General features: G+C 40.2%; 16 protein-coding genes. 12 read left to right on the forward strand and 4 right to left on the reverse strand.

The annotated features are described in order from the left end of the window. Window positions 1–17: 17 nt before the first annotated feature. From B4N75_RS06135 to hslU, 12 genes are all read left to right on the forward strand, one after another. The gene (locus B4N75_RS06135; RefSeq protein WP_296667626.1) at window positions 18–1487 is read left to right on the forward strand and encodes a UDP-N-acetylmuramoyl-tripeptide--D-alanyl-D-alanine ligase; all 1470 of its coding nucleotides are present in this window, start codon (window positions 18–20) and stop codon (window positions 1485–1487) included. Next, a complete protein-coding gene (locus B4N75_RS06140; RefSeq protein ID WP_296020101.1) occupies window positions 1480–2646 on the forward strand; it encodes an FtsW/RodA/SpoVE family cell cycle protein in 1167 nt (388 codons plus the stop codon). Before B4N75_RS06135 ends, B4N75_RS06140 begins: the two co-directional genes overlap by 8 nt. Then, window positions 2643–3464, forward strand: coding sequence for a cell division protein FtsQ/DivIB (locus tag B4N75_RS06145; RefSeq protein WP_296706865.1), 822 nt, complete (start codon window positions 2643–2645; stop codon window positions 3462–3464). The genes B4N75_RS06140 and B4N75_RS06145 overlap by 4 nt, the downstream gene beginning before the upstream one ends. A 22-nt stretch (window positions 3465–3486) precedes the next feature. Then, the gene (ftsA, locus tag B4N75_RS06150) at window positions 3487–4737 is read left to right on the forward strand and encodes a cell division protein FtsA (RefSeq protein ID WP_296020095.1); all 1251 of its coding nucleotides are present in this window, start codon (window positions 3487–3489) and stop codon (window positions 4735–4737) included. Window positions 4738–4863: 126 nt separating this feature from the next. Continuing rightward, window positions 4864–6240 carry a cell division protein FtsZ gene (ftsZ, locus tag B4N75_RS06155; RefSeq protein ID WP_296706867.1) on the forward strand — a complete coding sequence of 459 codons (1377 nt, stop codon included), beginning with the start codon at window positions 4864–4866 and terminating at the stop codon, window positions 6238–6240. Window positions 6241–6243: 3 nt separating this feature from the next. Then, window positions 6244–7149, forward strand: a complete 906-nt coding sequence (locus B4N75_RS06160; RefSeq protein WP_296020090.1) for a tyrosine recombinase — start codon at window positions 6244–6246, stop codon at window positions 7147–7149. A 4-nt stretch (window positions 7150–7153) separates the two neighbouring features. Next, a complete protein-coding gene (locus B4N75_RS06165; protein ID WP_296706869.1) occupies window positions 7154–7918 on the forward strand; it encodes a tetratricopeptide repeat protein in 765 nt (254 codons plus the stop codon). Beyond that, entirely contained in the window at window positions 7908–8936 is a 1029-nt protein-coding gene (dprA, locus tag B4N75_RS06170) for a DNA-processing protein DprA (RefSeq protein WP_296706871.1), read from the forward strand. The genes B4N75_RS06165 and dprA overlap by 11 nt, the downstream gene beginning before the upstream one ends. Before the next feature lie 14 nt (window positions 8937–8950). Beyond that, window positions 8951–11083, forward strand: coding sequence for a type I DNA topoisomerase (topA, locus tag B4N75_RS06175; RefSeq protein ID WP_296667633.1), 2133 nt, complete (start codon window positions 8951–8953; stop codon window positions 11081–11083). Between the two features lie 11 nt (window positions 11084–11094). Beyond that, window positions 11095–12012 (forward strand): tyrosine-type recombinase/integrase, encoded by a 918-nt coding sequence (locus tag B4N75_RS06180; protein ID WP_296667635.1) that lies wholly within the window; start codon window positions 11095–11097, stop codon window positions 12010–12012. 79 nt (window positions 12013–12091) lie between these two features. Beyond that, on the forward strand, window positions 12092–12634 hold the full coding sequence (gene hslV / locus B4N75_RS06185) for an ATP-dependent protease subunit HslV (RefSeq protein ID WP_296020076.1): 543 nt from the start codon (window positions 12092–12094) through the stop codon (window positions 12632–12634). Between the two features lie 57 nt (window positions 12635–12691). Then, on the forward strand, window positions 12692–14101 hold the full coding sequence (gene hslU, locus B4N75_RS06190) for an ATP-dependent protease ATPase subunit HslU (protein WP_296667638.1): 1410 nt from the start codon (window positions 12692–12694) through the stop codon (window positions 14099–14101). Window positions 14102–14361: 260 nt separating this feature from the next. Here the strand turns inward: hslU and ilvB are convergent, their stop codons facing one another. The 4 genes from ilvB to B4N75_RS06210 form a co-directional block, all read right to left on the reverse strand. Further along, a complete protein-coding gene (ilvB, locus tag B4N75_RS06195; protein ID WP_296706873.1) occupies window positions 14362–16128 on the reverse strand; it encodes a biosynthetic-type acetolactate synthase large subunit in 1767 nt (588 codons plus the stop codon). Window positions 16129–16442: 314 nt separating this feature from the next. Beyond that, window positions 16443–18413, reverse strand: coding sequence for a hypothetical protein (locus B4N75_RS06200; protein WP_296706875.1), 1971 nt, complete (start codon window positions 18411–18413; stop codon window positions 16443–16445). 187 nt (window positions 18414–18600) lie between these two features. Continuing rightward, window positions 18601–19164: a hypothetical protein gene (locus B4N75_RS06205; RefSeq protein ID WP_296667436.1), complete on the reverse strand. Its 564-nt coding sequence runs from the start codon at window positions 19162–19164 to the stop codon at window positions 18601–18603. Beyond that, on the reverse strand, window positions 19161–20777 hold the full coding sequence (locus B4N75_RS06210) for a WD40 repeat domain-containing protein (protein ID WP_296667434.1): 1617 nt from the start codon (window positions 20775–20777) through the stop codon (window positions 19161–19163). Before B4N75_RS06210 ends, B4N75_RS06205 begins: the two co-directional genes overlap by 4 nt. Window positions 20778–20802 lie beyond the last annotated feature (25 nt).

The following is a 20802-nucleotide window of genomic DNA, read 5'->3' on the forward strand; positions in this document are numbered from 1 at the left end:
ATTTAGGGTAACATAAAATGAAGAATCTTGCTGCTGAAAATACAAATACATCTCTTTTGACGTTGAATGAGCTTCTTGAAGTTGTTCGAGGAAGCGTTGTCGGCAATTTTGATTCTTCTCTTTTTTCTTTTAAATCCGTTGTGACTGACAGCCGCAATGTTGTTCCTTATTCACTTTTCGTGCCTCTAATTGGAGAGTTTCAGGACGGACACAAATATATTCCTCAAGCTTTGGAAAAAGGCGCATCGGTTGTTTTTGTTGCACGCTGTGCTTTTGAAAAATCTTCTGAAGAATTAAAAAAACTGGCAGAAAATAACCCGAAAACTGCATTCATTCTTGTTGAAAATACCCTTTATGCGCTTCAAAAAACTGCCGAACGCTATGTTGAGAAATTCCCGGACTTGATTCGCGTGTCTGTAACAGGTTCCAGCGGAAAAACTACAACTAAAGAGATTATAGCATCTGTTTTGAGCGAAAAATACGATGTTGTCTGCAATAAAGGAAATTTGAATAGCGAAACTGGCCTTCCTTTGAGCTGTTTTGAAATTCGGAGCGAAAATCAGGTTGCGCTTCTCGAAATGGGAATGAACCGTGAGGGCGAAATCGGTGAGCTTGCCGAAATTTTTAAGCCTCAATTTTGTGCAATTACGAATATTGGAACGGCTCATATTGGAAAACTTGGAAGCCGCCAGAAAATTGCGGAAGAAAAAAAGAAGATTTTTAATTTCTTAAAGGAAGATGGAATCGCCGTAATTCCCGAAAACGATGATTTTTCTGATTTTTTAGCAGAAGGTGTAAAAGGAAAAATTGTTTTTTATGGAAAAAATGTAAAAAACAATGGAATTGAATTTTTGAGCGATGATGGAATTGACGGAACGAGTTTTAAGCTGGACGGCGAAACTGTTCATCTTGCAATTCCTGGAAGCTATAATTATTTAAATGCGCTTGCCGCAGTTGAAATTGGCCACGCTCTTGGACTTTCCAGCCGGCAGATTAAAAATGGAATTGAAAAAGTAAAGCCTTTAAATGGCAGAAGCCGTATTTTAAAGGGAAAATATAAAATTCTTGAAGACTGTTACAACGCAAATCCAGATTCTATGGAAAAAGCTTTGGAATTTGCTGGCAGCATAAAATTTAGTGGAAAAAAGATTTTTGTTCTCGGGTCTATGCTTGAACTTGGGCAGGAGTCGTGCGAAGCTCACAAAAAAGCCGGTCTTGAAGCTGTAAGAGGCGGAGCGGATATGATCGTTTTTGTGGGAAAAGACATGCTCAGCGGGTTTGAATGTGCAAAAAGTTGCGGACAGAGGGCAGAAAATCTTCGCCTTGAATATTTTGAACACAGCGATGAAGATTCAATCAGGAAAATTGCTGAAATAATAAAAAATTTTGCAGTTGAAGGCGATTTTATTCTTCTGAAGGCAAGTCATGGAATTGCATTGGAACGTCTTGTTCCGCTTTTAAACGGTGGTGGGACTGAAAATGCATAATTTTAATTTTTTTGCCGAAAAACCAAGTTCAACTTATAGAAAAAGCGACTTTCATTTTTTAATTCTCGTTGTTTTATTGTGGGGAATTGGAATTGTAACGCTTTATTTTTGTTCTATGACTTACGGCATGCGTTTTCATCAAAATCCGTTTCATTCTACTCAAAGGCAACTTATAAGTTCGTTTATCGGGCTTCTTTTTATGATTTTTTTTGGAGTGATTGATATAAAAAAACTCCGCAAAATACTGCCTTTTATTGTTTTGGGTTCTCTTTTTCTTTGTGTCTTGACTTTTATACCGGGAATTGGAGTTGAAAGAAACGGTGCGCGCCGATGGATAAAAATTCCGTATTTTTCAACTTTTCAGCCTTCCGAAGCTATAAAATTTTCGATGGTTTTGTATTTGGCCAATCTTTTTGACAAGCAACGCAATTCCCTCGAAGAAGAAAGGTCGGATTTTCCGGCTGTTATTGGGCTTGTAGTTTTTGGTGGAATTGTTTTTGCTCAGCAAGATTTTAGTACAGGGATTTTTATAATTGGCTCAGGACTTTTGCTTTTTTTTGTTTCGGGTGTCAAATTAAAGATGTTTATTCCTCTTGCAGGACTTGCAATTCCTTTTTTTGCGCTTTTTATTCTTCTTGAGCCGTATCGCGTAAACAGAATCGTTGGTTTTTTAGCGCCGGACAGTTACGAGCAGACGCTTAACTGGCAGGTAAACGGCGCAAAACGCGCAATTATTGACGGCGGACTTTTTGGACAAGGAATTGGAACTGGCTTGACGAAATTGGGCGGAGTTCCAGAAATTCAGTCCGACTATATTTTTGCAGGCTGGGCGGAAGCCATGGGGCTTTTTGGCGTTGCGGTTTATATTGCAATTCTTTCGGCCTTTGCTTATAGGGTTGTAAAAATAAGCTTGCACTGCGGAAATTATTTTGCTGCGATTTCTTCGTTTGGCTTTGGAATGATGATTGTCTTGCAGTCTCTTGTGAATATTGGCGTAGCTGGCGGAGTTTTGCCTTCCACAGGAATTCCGTTGCCGTTTTTTAGTTCTGGCGGTTCTTCAATTATTTTTACACTTGCAATGTGCGGTTTTATCCTAAATGCGTCGAGAATTGAAGAAGAAAATGAAATTGAAAATTTTGACGGAGAAGGGATAAGATGAGTGAGATAATGATAACCTCTTTTGAGGATTTTAAGGTTCAGGATCATAAGAAAAAAGACACGAAAGGCAAGGTTTTGAAGGTTGTGTTTGCAATTCTTCTTGTTTTGCTTTTTGTGGAAGCGCTTGTTTATATTTTTGTTTTTCCGTGCCTAAATAATGTAAAGATAAATTTTTACGGCTTGAATAATTGCACTCGCCAGGAGCTTGTAAATGCCTGCGGCGAAAAACTCAACAGAAATTTTATCCGGTTCAATAAGGTTCAGGTTCAGTCGATAATTGCAAGTATTCCCGGAATCGAAGATGTTGAAATTGAACGGCGGTTTCCTGACAGAATTTTTATAAAAATAAAGGAAAGAGAGCCGGTTGCAGTTACTTTTGTGAATAAAAATGACAGAACTGTGCCTGTTCAAATCGACAAAAACGGAGTACTATTTCCTGTAAAATCTGCCGAGCTTCCTGTTGACGGTTCAATTCCGATTATTTCTGGAGTTCCTGTAGAAAATATTCCTGAGGGAATGAGGCTTCCTTCAAAATATCATTTGCTTATTGATCAGATTGCAAAAATTCAGTCTGTAAACAAAAAATATTTTGCGGCAGTTTCTGAAATTCATGTTGTTCCTCGCGAATACGGCAATTTTGAACTTGTTTTGATTCCGTTAAAAGCTCACCTTCGGGTTCTTGCAGATCGTATTTTGGACGAAGATACGCTGCAAAAAATGATGGTGACTCTTGACGTTGTGACTGGTTTGGATCGCGATGTTGATGTAATCGATTTGCGCTACGGTTCAATTTCTTATCATTCCCGTTCTTCAAAGTAACGGTTGTTTTTAGGAGCATATTTTGGGCAATATTATAGTTGGTCTTGATCTTGGTACAAGCAATGTGCGCACTGTAATTGGAGAAATTACGGAAGACAACAAAATAGAAATTATCGGTACGGCTCAAAAAGCATCTGCTGGCCTACGAAACGGCATAATCGTAAACCGTGAAAGTGCAATGGAATGTATAAAAAATTGTATTGAAGAAGCGGAGCAAAAGGCTGGATATGAAGTTTATTCTTGCGTGACTGCAATTGGCGGTCAGCAAGTTGAAAGTCAGAATTCAACTGGATTTTTGCCGATCGCTTCTCACGGAAAAGGCGCACGGGAAATTACAAAACAGGACATTAAGAATGTTATTGACGCTTCAAATTCAATAAATATTCCTTATGACAGAAAAATGCTTCATGTAATTCCTCAGAATTTTATTATTGATGGAAACCTGCCTTGCAAAGAGCCGCTTGGAAATCTTGCTGTCAGGCTTGAAGCGGAAGTTTTAATAATCACCACTTCAAAAACTGCAATTGCAAATATAACTCAATGTATTGAACGCGCAGGTTATTCAATTGATAATATTATGTTGAAAACTTTGGCTTCCATGCACGCTGTAATGGATCCTGAAGAAAGGGATTTGGGGTCAATTATAATTGATTTGGGCGGAGGAACTACGGACGCAATCGTCATAAATAAAGATGCTCCCGTCTGTACTGTTTCGATTCCTGTCGGCGGCAACCTTGTTACGAACGACATTGCTGTCGTAAAAGGAGTTTCTGCCGCAAATGCTGAAAAAATTAAAATTGAAGACGGATGCTGCTGGCTCGATGCAATGGAAGGTGAAAGGGAAGTTATAATTCCTGGTGCTGGCGGCCGTCCGCCGGAAGTTTGTGCTCGTTCAGAAATTTGCGAAATTATTGAACCTCGAATGCAGGAAATTTTTACAATGATTCGAGATGAGATAATTGACCGGGCAAATTTGCAGTTGTCTGGAAATATTATTTTGACGGGTGGCGGGGCGCTTATGCCTGGAGTTGTCCAGCTTGCTGAAAGCGTTTTTGGCACAACTGCCGTTAGAATCGGAGTTCCTGGAGATTTTGGTGGAATTCGTGAAGAATATAGAAGACCGGATTTTGCAACAGCTGTTGGACTTGTAAACGGTTATTTTGAAGGATTTTGCGGATCAGACAGTCCGAACAAAAAAAGTAAAAAAGGACAGAACGAAAAACATTCTGATGAAATTGGACTTATCCAGAAATTTTTCAAAAAGTTTTTTTAGAAGGTCAAAAGTCAATTTTTAGAATGTTTTGATAAAACTCGATATTTGTTCTGGAAAAACATCTAAAAACTGGAGTTTATAAAAAGCAGATGGGGATTTGCTAAAAAATATGGGCGGGAGGACAAAATGAATATTCTAGCCGTAAACGAGGAAAAATCGGAAAAAACAGAACCTGATTTTTCAGTAAAAACAATCGAACCTGTAAATCCTACAAAAATAAAGGTTATCGGTTGCGGTGGCTGTGGCGGAAATGCCGTAAATAATATGATTGATGCCGGAATTCAGGGGGTTGAATTTATTGCGCTCAATACAGATTTGCAGCATCTTGCTGTTTCCAAGGCCGACTATAAAATTCAAATCGGTAAAAAAATTACCGGAGGACTTGGAGCTGGAATGCATCCAGAGATTGGAGAAGAAGCCGCAAAAGAGGAATCTGAAAATCTAAAAAAGCTTCTGCAGGGAACAAATATGGTTTTTATTACGGCAGGAATGGGCGGTGGAACTGGAACTGGCTCTGCCCCTGTCGTTGCAAAACTCGCAAAAGAACTTGGAATTCTTACTGTCGCTGTAGTCACGACTCCTTTTGATTTTGAAGGTGAAGCACGACGCGAGCTTGCAGAAGAAGGCATAAAAAAACTCCGAACAGAAGTTGATTCTTTAATTGTGATTCCAAACCAGCGCGTTTTTGAAGGACCAGAAAAAAAGCCTTCAGTTTTGCAGGGATTTAAAATTATTGATGATATTTTGCGTCAAGGTGTACAGGGAATTTCTGACATAATTACAAAAACTGGCGTTGTAAACCGCGACTTTAACGATGTAAATACCGTAATGAAAGGTCAGGGCGATGCTATTCTTGGAATTGGTGTTGCGGAAGGCGAAAACCGTGCTGTCGATGCTGCTTCTATGGCAATCAACAATAAGCTTCTTTCTGATACTCACATTGACGGAGCAAAAAATGTTCTTGTAAAAATCAGCGGCGATGAAAGCGTTGGTATTGATGAATGTGATGAAATTGTAAAAGGAATTACGGCTAGCGCGTCAAAAGATGTAAAGGTTTTGTGGGGGCTTTATACTGAACCAGAACTTGGCGATAAAATCAGCGTGACTGTAGTTGCTACTGGTTTTAATTCTCCTGAAGTTCTTGAAGAAAAACAGGAAGAATCTGCGGTCGAAGAGAATGTGCAGACATCGGCAAAACAAAAAAACGACAAAAACACAATCGGTCTTGGCGATTTTATAAACGTTTTGAACGGCGGTTCTTTTGAAGATGTTTCGACATTTTCCGAAAAGAAAAAAGAAATTCCTGTGGTTGAACAGAGCACCGCTTCAAAAATCGCAGGCGGCGCAAAACCGGCAAATACTATTGAAGAAAGAAGGGAAAATGTTTCTAACCGCATGCAGTCAGGCCTTGTTCCTCCGCCGAATTTTGATATAAACGATATAAATCAGCCTACATATTTGAGAAAAAAATATTCAAAACTCATTGATCTTTCAAAAAAATAAAAAATGACGGTAAAAATGCTTGTTCAACAGTTTTATACTGATGTAAGGACTGTTGAACGGCTTAGCGAAAATACAGCAAAAACTTACGCGGAATGTGTTGTTCTTTTTTTTAGGTGGCTGGCAAAAGAAAAAATAAAGCTTTCTTCTGTAACCACAAAAAATTTGGTTTATTATCTTGTCTGGAGAAAAACTGAGGGAACAGACGAACTTACAATTGCGAAAGATATTTCGGCGCTCCGGCTTTTTGGTTCTTTTTTAAAAAGAAAAAACTATTGGAAAGAGAATTTTGCCCTTCCTTTGGACAGACCAAAAGCGAGCCGCTCTCTGCCAAAAGTTTTGAGTGTTGAGCAGGTTGATGCTTTTTTGAATGCAATTGACCTTTCTAAACCGCTGGGGATTCGCGACAGAGCCTTGTTTGAGCTTATTTACAGTTGCGGACTTCGGATTAGCGAAGCGGCCGGACTAAAAATACAGAATCTTCATCTTAAAGAGAGGATTTTGATTGTCCATGGAAAAGGTGATAAAGAGCGGATGGTGCCGTTTGGAGAAGCTGCAAAAATCCGCCTTGAAGCATATTTAAATGATATTCGGCCGCAACTGGTCGGTACTAGAGTAATTGATGAAGTTTTTGTAAATTATCAAGGTAAGCCTTTGAGCAGAAAAGGAATTTGGAAGAATTTTCAAATTTACGAAGCAAAAAGCGGGATAAATGCAAAAGTTCATACTTTGCGCCATAGTTTTGCAACCCATTTGCTCGCCGGCGGAATGGATTTGCGTTCTGTGCAGGAATTGCTTGGTCATTCGGATCTTGCAACGACTACGATTTACACGCATATTGAAAATTCTCAATTGAGAGAAGCTCATAAAAAGTTTTTTCCGGGACATAGAACGGAAGAGCAGGAGGATTAAGAAAATGATAAAAATTGTCCTAAAAAAATCTTCACAAAAAAATTTAAGGAATTCAATTTTTGCCTTTTTTTTAGCCGTATTCCTTTTTTGCGGCTGTTCTGGAAAATCAAGCAAGACAATAATTCGTCTTCAAAAAATGGAGGAAAATGTTGGTTCTCCTACGACCGAGGCTGAATTAAAAGACGCTATAAAAAAATATCAAGACCGTGTAACCGATATTCAGCTTGCAAATTCTCAAATTGGAATTTGGTACAAAATGCTTGCAACACGTTATCTTGATGCAAAAATGTACGGGGAAGCCTTAAAAACTTTTCAAACTGCAATTCAATATTATCCTGCAAATCAAAATCTTTTTTATTATGTCGGGGTTTGCGCCGGTTATATGGCAAAAGCTTCCCTGGATTTTAATGCGGGTGGCGGAACTTCTGCCGAAAAGTTCAATTATTTAAAACTTGCAGAAAGCGCATATTTAAGGGCGATTGAGCTAGAACCGCGTTATGTCCGTTCACTTTACGGTCTTGGCGTTCTCTATGTATTTGAACTTGATCAGTGCGAAAAAGCAATTCCTTATCTTGAAACTGCGCTTAGTGTTGAAACAAAAAACACAGACATTATGTTTGTTCTTGCCAGAGCATATTATGTTGAAGATCAGTACGACAAAGCTGTTTCGCTTTATGATAAGATAATTTCTGTAACAAAATCTGAGCAGAAAAAAAATAGCGCAGAAGCAAATAAAAAAATTGCACTTGATGCTTCCTATGCAAATTAGCGAAAACGAAATCATAAAGAGGCTGATGCTTTCCGAGGCCTCTTTTTTAACGCTCAAAGAAAAGACTCTTTTGCAAAAAAAACTTGACAGTTTTAATGACATTGCGTTAATGTCAAATAAAGAACTTTCTTCTATTATAAACAGGGATTTAATAAAGACTTCTTGGGATGGAAAAAAAGTTCTAAAAAAAGCGCAAATTGCAAATTTTCTTATGCAAAAATTTGGCATAAGATGGATCTTTTTCGGAGATTCGGATTATCCCGTATTGCTGACAGAAATGAAAGATTCACCTTATGTTATTTTTTATCGTGGAAATTTGGATTGCTTGAAGGCGAATTGTGTTTCGATTGTAGGGACTCGAAGAGCGACTTTTACAGGAAAAAACGCAGCTTTTGAGTTTGCAAGAGATGCGTCAGATAATGGCGAAACTGTAGTTTCTGGTCTTGCTTATGGAATTGATATTGCAAGTCATAGAGGAGCATTGGCTGGAAAATCTGCAAAAACCGCGGCTGTTTTGCCAGGTGGAATTGATTCGATTATTCCTGCAGGGCACTCAAAAATTGCCGTTCAAATTGTTGAAAACGGTGGATTGATTTTGAGCGAATATACGCCTGGAACTCCTGCCCAGCCTTTTCGTTTTGTGCAACGCAACAGAATTATTGCCGCTTTGAGTCCGGCAACTGTGGTTGTTCAGGCGCCTGCTGGAAGCGGGGCTATGATTACGGCAGGACTTGCGCTTGATTACAACAGATATGTGTTTTTTCACGAAGCGTGTTTTAATCAGGAATCAAAAGCTTTGGACGTAATAAATGCTCAAAAACTTTCGGCAATGGCTTTAAGAGAAAAAAACGGACAAAAAAAGGCTTATGCAAAAAGCTTGAATTCTCCGGAAAGATACGTTTCTGAAGGGGCGCCTGTTGTAAAAAGCTACGCAGAATACTATGCGTTAAAAAATGAAGATTTCTGCGGAATAACCTTAAAAAAGGATGAAGAGCAGTTAAATTTGTTTATTGATTGAATTTGGAGTAAAAAATGGCAGCTAAGAAAAAAGAGAGTGCGGAAAAAACTCTGGTAATTGTAGAGTCTCCTGCGAAAGCAAAAACAATTGAAAAATATCTTGGGCCAGGCTATACGGTAAAAGCGAGCATGGGTCATCTTATCGATCTCCCGAAAAGCCGGATGGCAATCCAAATTGATAATAATTTTGAACCTGAATATATAACAGTCCGCGGACGTGCAAAGCTTTTGAATGAATTGCAGAAAGATGCAAAAAACAGCAGCCAGGTATTTCTGGCATCCGATCCTGACCGCGAAGGAGAAGCGATTGCCTGGCATTTGAACAACGCAATCAAAGAAAAAACATCTGCGGACATAAAGCGCGTTGTTTTTAATGAAATTACTCCAAATGCAATTCGCGAAGCGGTAAAAAATCCTCGCGGTATTTACGAAAGCCTTGTAAACGCGCAAAAAGCTCGCCGTGTTCTTGACCGTCTTGTAGGCTACAATTTGAGTCCGCTTTTGTGGGAAAAAGTAAAAAACGGTCTTTCTGCAGGCCGAGTTCAGTCGGTTGCATTGCGCCTTATTTGCGAACGTGAAAAAGAAGTGGAAGATTTTATTCCTGAAGAATATTGGACTTTGGAAGCGGATTTTATAAAAGGTAAAACCCAGTTTACGGCTCAGCTCGTAAAATATAAGGGGGCAAAGCCTGAATTAAAAAACGAAGCTGAAGTCAATAAAATCATAGAAGAAATAAAAAATTCCGAATGTAAAGTAAAGGAAATAAAAAACACAGATAAAACAGTTCGCCCAAAAGCGCCGTATACGACGAGTAAACTTCAGCAGGATGCCGCAAACAGGCTAGGTTTTACTTCAAGAAAGACCATGCAGGTTGCACAGCAGCTTTACGAAGGAATTCAGATTGGAAGCAGCCGTGTCGGTCTTATTACTTATATGCGTACAGATTCTGTCAGAATTGCACAGAGCGCGCTCGATGATGTCCGCAAATGGATTGGCAAAAATTTTCCTGACCAGCTTCCTGCCGAGCCGATTCATTATGCAGTTGGAAAAAGCGCCCAGGATGCGCATGAATGTATTCGCCCGACTTATATTGATTACACTCCAGACAGCGTAAAGGAATATCTTACCCGCGACCAATTGAGACTTTATTCAATTATTTGGGAAAGATTTTTTTCAAGCCAGATGAACAATGCAAAAACACGTACAACAAGTGTTGATATTGAAGCTGGAGATGCTCTTTTCCGCGTAAGCGCTTCAAAACTCATTGAAAAAGGTTTTTACAGCGTAATGAAAGTTCTTTCTTCAAAGGAAGAAGTTACAGGAAACATTCCGGCTTTAAAAGAAGGCGAAGTTTTGGATAGTGCTCATAAGTTCTATCCTGAACAGCACTTTACTTCTGGACCCGCACGCTATACGGATGCTTCAATCGTAAAAATGCTTGAAGAAAAAGGAATTGGACGTCCTTCTACATATGCGCCGATTATTTCTGTTTTGCTCGATCGTTATTACGTAACAAGAAATAACAGACAGCTTATGCCGACGGTTCTCGGGAAAATGATTTCGAAAATTCTTGTAGAATCATTTCCTGACGTTATAAACGAAAAATTTACAGCGGAAGTTGAAAACGAACTCGATGCAGTTGAACAAGACAAGGTCGTATGGAACGATATGATTCGCGATTTTTATGGTCCTTTTAAAAAACGTGTTGAAGAAGTTGAGCATAATACAGAAAGCATAAAGGGATTTTTGGACGAAAAGACTGATTTGGTCTGCGAAAAATGCGGCAAGCCGATGGTGAAAAAGCTCGGCAGATTTGGCTTTTTTCTTGCTTGCTCAGGATTTCCAGAATGCCACAACACAAAGTCTATTCCTCTTGCAAAATGTCCGATAAAAGGCTGTAACGGCGACATTGTTGAACGAAAATCAAAGGGAAGAGGAAAGTCTTTCTACGGATGTACAAATTATCCAAAATGTTCATTTATCAGTCATTTTAAACCTATCGACGCAACCTGTCCTAAGTGCGGCTGGTTTTTGGTTGAAAAATTTGACAAAAAGAATGGAACTTACAAATCGTGCATAAATCCAGATTGTGATTATCTGCACTCTGCCGGAGAAGAAGAAATGCCGGCGATTCCTTCTGAAGATTGAGGTAAGTTTTTTTGACAATAAAAGAGGCTTGCGAAGAATTTTTGCTTTATATTGGTTCTGTAAAGGGAATGTCGCAAAATACTGTGACGGCATATAAAAATGACCTTGAACAGCTTTGCCTGATGCAGAGCATTGGTTTTGAACGGCAGATAGAAACTGTAACAACCGAAGACTTGAGGCTTTGTGTTGGAAATATGTCTTTAAAACATAGAAAAAACACTTCCATAAATAGATTTATTTCATCATTTAGAAGCCTTTTCGCTTATTGCTGGAAATTCGGATATTTAAAAACGAATCCTGCGCTTGAAATAAAAACCGTAAAAACGTCAAAAAACTTGCCGAATTTTTTGACAGGCGCAGAAGTTGATAAAATTTGCTCCGAACCGGATAAAAAGCCTCTTTTATGGAAAAGCCGCGACAAAGCCCTTTTTGAGGTGATGTATTCAAGCGGCTGCCGTCTTTCTGAAGTTGTCGGCTTAAAAATTTCAGATTTTTCGTACGGTTTTTCGAGTGCAGTTGTAAGAGGAAAGGGAAAAAAAGACCGAATTGTTTATTTTGAAAAAGACGCTCAAAACGCAATAAAAACTTATCTTGCAGAAAGAAATTCGCGGTTTACAGATTTAAAGATTAGAAATCCGAAAGATTTTCTGTTTGTAAGCCAAAAGGGAGAACCTCTGGGGCGTGGAGGTGTCGGTTTTATTCTTTCTAAATATTCGGGAGCGGAGGGGACAAACCGTCATGTAAATCCTCACGCGTTCAGGCATACTTTTGCCACTGCCCTCATAACCCAGGGAGCAGATGTCCGGCTTGTTCAGGAAATGCTTGGCCATTCTTCGATAAGTACAACTCAACGATATACTCACGTTTCTACAGACAAAATGATTGCAATGTACAATAAAGCGCACCCTCACGGCGGAAACAAAATTTAAAAGAATTGACAATTTACCGATAATTTTCTTTTTTGTTTTTTTTCTTGCCCGATTATTTTTTTTTGAATATATTTAAAATATGGAAAAGGCTAAAATTAGAAGTACGACAGTTATTGCTGTAAAAAAAGACGGTAAAGTTGCTATGGCCGGAGACGGACAGGTTACTCTTGGAAACACGGTTTGCAAAGGCAATGCGCGTAAAGTTCGAAAAATTTACAATGGGAAAATTTTGACAGGTTTTGCCGGAAGCGTGGCAGACGCTTTTACTTTGCTTGATAAATTTGAAGAAAAAATAAAAGAGTTTAACGGTGATTTGACCCGTTCTGCTGTTGAGCTTGCAAAAATGTGGCGTACAGAACGTTCTTTGCAGAAACTCGAAGCAATGCTGATTGTTGCGGATAAGTCAAAAATTCTTTTGATAAGCGGCGATGGAAACGTAATTGAACCGGAAAATGATGTTCTTGCAATCGGTTCTGGCGGGAATTACGCTTATTCTGCGGCTCTTGCCTATTTGGAATGCAGCAATTACAGTGCAAAAGAAATTGCGGAAAAATCATTGGGTATTGCAGGAAATATTTGTATTTACACGAACCATAACGTGACAGCAGAAGTTCTTGAATAGAAAAAACTGCAAACTTACATTTAAACGTTATTGCAAAATAAAAAAGGAAAAAAAACTATGGCTATTGAAGGACTTACACCTAAACAGATAGTAGAAAAACTCGACCAGTACATAATTGGCCAGGAAAAAGCAAAAAGGGCGGTTGCTGTTGCTTTGCGTAACCGTTTGCGCCGGATTCATCTTTCTGAAGATATTCGGGACGAAGTTGCGCCAAAAAATATTCTTATGATTGGGCCTACAGGTTCTGGAAAAACAGAAATTGCACGTCGGCTTGCAAAACTCGTAAATGCGCCTTTTATAAAGGTTGAAGCGACAAAATACACAGAAGTTGGCTATGTTGGACGCGATGTTGAATCAATGATTCGTGACCTTATGGCAGTTGGTTTTAATAACGTAAAGGCAGAAATGGAAGAGCAGATGAAAGAATCAAGCCTTCCGAAAGTTGAAGAAAAGATTCTTGACCTTTTGCTGCCCGGAACAGAAAAAAAACAGAAAACGCCAAAGGATTCCGAATCTATGCAGATGCCGGAAAATGCGTTTGTTTTGCCGGAGCAGATTTCTGATGAAAAAACAGAATCGTCTCAGAATTCGACCCGCGAAAAATTCCGCCAGATGCTTCGTGAGGGCAAACTCGAAGACCGCGAAGTTGAAGTTACAATAAGAAGGCAGCCACGCGGACCGAGCATGGAAATTATTGCCGGTGGAAGCCTTGATGATTTGCAAAGCGGAATGCAGGATTTGCAGAATATTTTGACAGGCCGGAATTTGAAGAAAAAAATGGTTACTGTTCGCGAAGCGCGCAAGATTTTACAGGCAGAAACATTGGATTCAATGATTGATCCTGACAAAGTTGCTGATATTGCAAAGCAGCGTGTGGAACAGAGCGGAATTGTGTTTATTGATGAAATCGACAAAATCGCGGCAAAAAATCAGAATTCTTCTGGACAGGTAAGCCGCGAAGGCGTTCAGAGAGACATTCTTCCGATTGTTGAAGGCTCAAAAGTGAATACAAAATGGGGCGTTGTAGATACAACTCATATTTTGTTTGTTGCCGCAGGAGCCTTTAGCATGAGCGCACCAAGCGATTTGATTCCTGAATTGCAGGGACGTTTTCCTCTTCGCGTTGAACTTGAAAGCCTTACAAAGAATGAATTTAAGCGCATTTTGCTTGAACCAAAAAATGCTCTTACAAAACAGTATACTGCGCTTTTGGAAACAGAAGGCTTAAAAATTGAATTTAGCGACGATGCAATCGACAGAATGAGTTTCCTTGCAGAAGATGTAAACAGCCGAAGCGAAAATATTGGCGCACGCCGTTTGCATACGATTATGGAAAAAGTTCTGGAAGATGCAAGTTTTTCTGCAGACGAACATTCTGGAGAAACTCTTACAATTGATGCAAAATTTGTTGATGAAAAGCTCCGTGGCGTTGTTACGGATGTTGATTTGTCGCGCTACATTCTGTAAAAAAAAATTGAATTTGCTGGCGCACGGCCTGCCACTTACATGGCAGGGATATTGCGTGCAAGCACGCTGCGACTTTTGCTGGCGCAAAACTCGTTGATTATACTGTGCGCTTACGCGCACGGCCCGCCACTTACATGGCAGGGATAGTAGGGGCGGCGGAGCCGTTGGCGGTTGCTTGCAACCGCCAATGTAGCGCGGTTAGCGCGGAACCCCGAATAGCCCGATTTTTGCGCTAGCAAAAAGCCACCCGAATTTTTATTTTATCTTATCGAATCAATATTTGCCTTTCCGCCTGGAACAAACGGCAGTACATTTTCTTCGGGATCAACTTTTACAGTGACAATGAACGGTCTGTTTTTTCTGTTTTGGTCAAAGGCTTTTTTGAACCATTCGCTGTCCGTGTTTGCATTTGTTCCTTCGATTCCAAAACCCTTTGCAATTTGAAGAAAATCTGGCTGTGCTGAAAAGGTGCTTGCTGAATAATTTTTGTCAAAAAGAAACTTTTGCTGCTGGTAAACCATTCCGAGCGTGTGATTTACAAAAATTATTACCGTTACGGCAAGGTTGTTTTCGGCCAGAGTTGCAAGTTCCTGAATGTTCATAAGAATTGAGCCGTCGCCGCTTATGCAGATAATTCTTTTTTGCGGGTTTTGAAGCGATGCTCCGATTGCCGCCGGAAGTCCAAAACCCATTGTTCCGAGGCTTCCTGAAGTTAAAAATGTCCGCGGCTCGTTTACAGGATAGTATTGGGCGGCAAACATTTGGTGCTGGCCGACATCTGTCGTAACGAGTATGTCTTTTTCGTTGAGTCCGGCGTTTTGCGCAAGAGATGGAAGCTCTGAAATGAATTTTCGCGGATTTGCTGAATCTTCAAAACCCTCTCTTTTTTGATTTTTGTCCGGGGAACCGCAGTTGAGGGAAAAATTTTCTTTTGAAAGGTTTGCGATTTTTTCTGCCCAAAGCTCGCGTTCCTGTGCAAATCCTTTGCTGTCCTGATTTTTTAAAATATTTTTGAGCGAATCTGTAATGAGCGGAACTGCGGTTTCTGCTTTGCAGACAAGGCTGTGTGTTGTCGGGAGAATTTTGTTTATTTCCGCAGCGTCAATGTCGATATGAAGAATTTTTGCAGAAGGACAGAATTTTTTTACGATTCCTGTTGCGCGGTCGTCAAAGCGTACTCCTGCCGCAAAAACCAGATCGCTTTCGTACATTGCAACATTTGCCGGGTAAGAGCCGTGCATGCCGACCATTCCGGCATTGTCCGAATCTGTTTTTGGAATTGCTCCCAAAGCCATGAGCGAAGTTACAACGGGCAAACGGTAATTTTTTTTGAATTCCCTCAATGCTTTTGCTGCTGCTGGAGAATTGCAGCCACCGCCAATGTACAAAACCGGTTTTTTTGCTTGCGCAAGCTCTAATGCCATTTTTTCTACGATATTTTGAATTTTTCCTTTTTTTGTATGAAAGCGCACATTTTCTTCTTTTATGCAAAAATCTTCGTAATCAGGAAAACTTTCTACTTCGCACTGGGCAAGCTGAACGTCGCGCGGAATGTCAATTAAAACAGGACCCGGACGGCCTTCCTGGGCAATTGCAAAGGCCTGTGGAATTGCCGTCAAAAGTTCTTCTGGATTTTTTACTGCGATTGAATGTTTTGTGATTGGAAACGAAAGTCCGAAAGTGTCGGCTTCTTGAAACGCATCTGTTCCGATAAGATATGTGTTTACCTGACCGGTTATGGCAACCAGAGGAATCGAGTCGCTTCTTGCGTCTGCAATTGCCGTCAAAAGGTTCATTGCTCCTGGACCGCTTGTTGCCAGACAGACCGCCGCTTTTCCAGATGTGCGTGCCATTCCTTGCGCTATAAAGCCTGCCGCCTGTTCCTGTCGCACTAGAATATGCCGGATTGAACTTTTATTGAGTTCATCGTACAAAGGCAGGATTGAACCGCCTGGAATCCCAGAAACAGTCTTAATGCCCTGTTTTTCGAGCATTTTTACAACGATTTGCGCGCCAGTCAACTTCATATTATTCTCCAAAAAAAATAAAAAGGCTCTCAGGAAACTAGTTCCGGAGAGCCTGTGATTTACGCTTTAAATTTATCAAACAAAAATAAAAGCAACGACTTTCCGGCTAGATGGAAACCACCACGAGAAGGACGCTGACTTTTACAAGGTTTGAATTAAACATATTTCAGATTATGTAACCTCAAAAACGTTTTGTCAAGAATATGTAAGAAAAATGTATTTTCAAGAAAAAAACTATCAAAAATAAACATTTGTGGACAGTTTATAAAAAAAGCCCGGCTAAAGACTTAGCCGGGCCGGGATAAACTAAAATCTTATCTTGTAATTGTTGTTATTATTGAATAAGAAACCGTAGTTGTGCCGTAATGAGCGGTGAACATTACCTGATAGATTCCTGCAGGAAGATCTGAAAGTGACATTGTAAAGTCTGTTTCTGCGCCTACTTTATCCGCGGATAATGCCTCAAAAATTGTTCCGCCTCTTGTTACAGTAAAGTTTACTTTGTCATAAGCAAAATTTTCGATTTTGTTGCCTTCCGCATCTTTTACATCTCCTGGAGTGAACGTCCATTTTGCTTCTGTCTGAGTTGTAGCTTCAATTTCTGCTGTTTTTCCAGTGATCGTTCCTGTGTCTACCGTAATCCAGCCGTCTTGAATTTCAAGGCTTTGTTTGTCGAAGATTGCCACACTTGCGTCTGTTGCGAACATTGCGTAAAGATCCAAGTTTTTGTAGCCTTTATACGCTTCTGGTGCTGTTCCAGGTTCGTTGTATCTGCTTGCAGTTTCGCTTGTTGCGTCTTTGCTCCAGTAAGACCAGGTATATGTGTTTTTCTTGATGATTGGAGTTCCGTCTGCTTTTATGATTTCGGTTCCAGTTGTAGAATCTTCGCAGTGATAGCTTACTCTGTCCGCTGTGCTGCCGCCAGTGCCGCCTTCTGCCGCTGTTTCGTCATCGAAGTAAGTGCCTCCGTTCATAAAATATGTGAGCCTGTAGCGGTTGATTGTATTTCCAGTAAATGCTTTAGTTTCTGTCGGTTCTGCTGGTGCTGTCGTAAGGTCAACAAGCTTCCAAGCGGATTTTCCTGCGTCGTTTACTGCGCGGATTCTTGCAAAATAGCGTTTTCCAAGTTCAAGGCGGAGCTGAGCCTTTGTGTTTCCAGAAAGAAGAGAGCCGCCTTCGTAGTTTGCTTCTGTGCTCAATTTGCTGCCATAAGTTACAGATTTTCCGTCTGCTAAAGCTGTTGTCCATTCATCGTCAGTGGTTGGATGAGTAACTGCTGTGTCCGCATCGTTAAATTCAAGAACTTCGATTTCAAAATTGTTTTCGTTTTTAGAACCACGTTCCCATTCAAATGCTGTAGTGTACCAGCCGGAGAACTTGTCCTCGCTGTTTTCCACATAGCCTGCTTTAAATGCTGTCGGAGCTTCTGGCGCAGTTCCGATTATGTTTGGAATACCAACTGCATTTTCTACTGTTTTTCCAGGAAGAACAACAAGAACGTCGCTCCAGTAGAACTTTTTATTTGAGCCTGTTTTTTCAAAAGTCACTTTGAAAAGATAAGTTCCAGGGGCAAAAGAAGCAATTGCGTAATCTACGGCATGTGCCTCGTCAATTGAAGCGTCTGTAAAAGTAACATCTTTTTCTGTCGGGGTGGCGTCTGCTCCGGCGTCCGCTCCTGTTGTAAGAAGATAGATTCCGGCTTTTGCAGTGAATCCTGCTGGAAGTTTCCAACCGTCAGTGTAAAGCTTCATTGCGATTTGTGCCTCTTTTGTAAGACCGTCTGGAGAAAGTGTAAATTTTGCCGTGTCGCCGTTGAGCATATCCATTGACGAATAGCCGATAAGAACCGCATTGTCTTTAAGAGTTGCTTCAGTCGGGGCTGCATCTCCATTAGCTACTGCGACAAGTGTAAATTCCCATACAGCGCTGTTTGCCGGAATATTTATTGTTCCGACAGTCTTTGAAGCAGTGCCTCCTGCAGCATCTGTATTTCCATTAAAATCCACTTTTTCAGGTCCAAAAGTTCCTCCAGATGTATTTGTACCGTAAAGGTAAAAATCTACTCCGTCAGAATCAAAAGAATCCGGGATAATTGTACGGCTTGCGCGGTTTGCGCTTTTAGAAGCCTGAGTTACGACTTCGTCGTAGTTTGTAACTTCAATGTTCAGAGTGTTTTTGTTTTCTGAATTTGAACTTACGTTTGCATCGGTGAGATTTGAGCACGAGGCAAAAATCATTGCGGCACTGATTGCAAAGAATGCAAAAATGCTTTTTCTGTTTTTCATAACATCCTCCTATAAAAGAACAGTTAATTTTTGTTAGTTTTAATTGTGCGCAAGGCGCACAAGCCGCCTGTTTTGCGGCAGGGGTAGTAGGGGCGGCGGAGCCGTTCGCTTGCGAATGAAACCCCGGATAACCCGGTTTTTGCCATGCAAAAAGCCGCCCGATAAACTTTGCTCCGTTTTTTGGGGGCTAGTTCATAAAGTAAATGATTACTATGCAGTCGTCTGTGTAGCTGTTTTCCTCCTTGTCTGTTACTGTAAGCGCAAGTTTATAAGTGCCGGTCTTTAAGTTTGAAGATGGCACGTACAGCGAAAAGGCCCTCGTTGTCATTGAAGAGCCGTTTGCAAGGTTACAGATTATGTTTTTTTCGATGGTTGTTTTTACGGCCGTTCCCATCTGGCCTGTCGCCGTCACTTCCTCGACTTTTGTGATTTTCCATTGATATGAGGCGCATCTTGGAGGCGCGTAAAGGCTTAGTGTTCCGTCGCAGCGCAGAAAATATTTTGGAGAAAGCATATTTTTTTCGTTAAAGCCTGGTTCTCCCGGCGCGATTCCTGAAGTTTTTTCTGAAGTTGAATCTGTGCTTGTAAAATTTGTGTTGTAATTGTCTAAAACGTCGTCAATCGAAGTTTTGCAGCTGTTTAAAGCGCCCAGCAAAAAAACTGTAATAAAGGTGAATAAAATTTTTTTGAGAAAATCAAATTGTTCAGAAAAGGCAGACTGTGTCTTTAAGACTGGAGTTTTCCGGTTCATTTTTTTTCTCCGATTTTAAAATTTGCGCCAAGTTCTGTGCTTATCATAATTTTTTGGACAGAATTCCATTGGGCCGCGACATTTAGCGAAAAATATTTCCAGTTTATTCCGAGTTTTGTTCCAAAATTGAGCGAAATGAACGGTTTTGAGGCTGCGGATTCCGCGCCAAAATTCCTGTTCCAAAGAAGGCAGACTCCGGTTCCTGCAAAAATCTCCGCGCTAAATCCAATCTCGTTGTTTACAAAAGGCATTACAAAAATTCCGAACGGCGCGCACAAATCAAGCCCTGCAAGAACTGGGGAATCCATGCTGCTGTTGTTTTTTGTGTATTTGTAAGGATAGTTTGATTTTGGAAAACCGATGTACGGGCTTACATAAATTCCTGTGTAAAAAGGCGGCAAAAGGTCGTATGTTAAAAATGCAGATGAAAATCCTGCCGACAGATTGTATGGAGAAGGCGCGGAACGCAGGTTTAAAGAAACGCACAGATATTTTTCGTGGCGGGTTTTAAAAGTGCCGTTTGTAATACCCCAGCCGCGTAAAGAGGAGCCTGTTCCGCTATTTGATTCGCCGTAATTTTCCGCGCTTCTAAACTTTTTTGGAGGCTTTTGTCCTGGAGATAAAAGCACGTCTTTTACAAAAAATTCAAAAATCGAGCCGCTTTCGTAGCCGATAAGAATCCTTGAGTTGTCCGGATTAAATTCAAAATCTGTAAGGGCCGAAAAATCGCACGAAGGAATGTAGCCGAGCCATTTTTCTTTTGACAGATCATAGAGCTCTATTTCGTCATTTTCCGTCACGATTGCAATTTTGTTTTCCTTATTGAGAGGTTTTATTCCTTTTATTTTGTGAAGAGTGTCGATTGAAAGGAGCTTTTCGCCTTCGAGGCTGTAAATGCAAAAACTTGTTTCGTTTTCTGGCGCTATTATTGAACTGTTGTCTGCCAAAAATTGAACAGGAATTTCTGTCTGCGTGTAAATTTCTGTCAATTTAAGAATTTCTGACTGGGAATTGCAGTTCCAGATTATCGCCGTTCCGTCTTTTGATGTGCTTGCAAGAAAATTTTCGTTTTTGCTAAAATTCAGACTGTAGATTTCTGAATCGTGGCCTTTTAGTTCTTTAAAAATCGCGTCTTTTGTAAAGCGCAGCTTAAAAAATAGCTTGATTGAATTGTCGTCGGATGCGACTGCCACATAGTCCGAATTTTTGCTGAAAGTGACGGCTCTAATTTCGTTTTCGTTTTTGCAGTCAAGCTTAAAATAAGGCTCTTTATTGAATTTGAGAAATCTGTCTTCGCTATTTTCTGTATTCCAGACAGAAAAATAGCCGTCCTTTGTAATTGCCAGAAGAATTTGGTGTTTTCCTTCGGCCGAAAACATTATTTTGTCGATGTTTTTAATGTTTAGAGTGTCTGAAAGTTCGTAGGTCGAGCAGCTGCGCAAAAAAACGGTATTTTCTTCTGTAAAGGCAAAAAACTCATCGTCTTTGCTATAGGCAAGGTTTGTTACTGGAAAAGGAGTCTTTACGACTTGAGAAAAAATCGGAAATGTAAAAAACAATGAAATTAACAGGAAGAAAATGTTAATTTTTGCTGAATAAAGTAACTCTCTCAAAAAAAATGCTCCCGTCATCACCCTC

Origin of the sequence: Treponema sp. UBA7570, assembly GCA_002477955.1 — a bacterium.
In the GTDB taxonomy this organism is placed as follows: domain Bacteria; phylum Spirochaetota; class Spirochaetia; order Treponematales; family Treponemataceae; genus Treponema_D.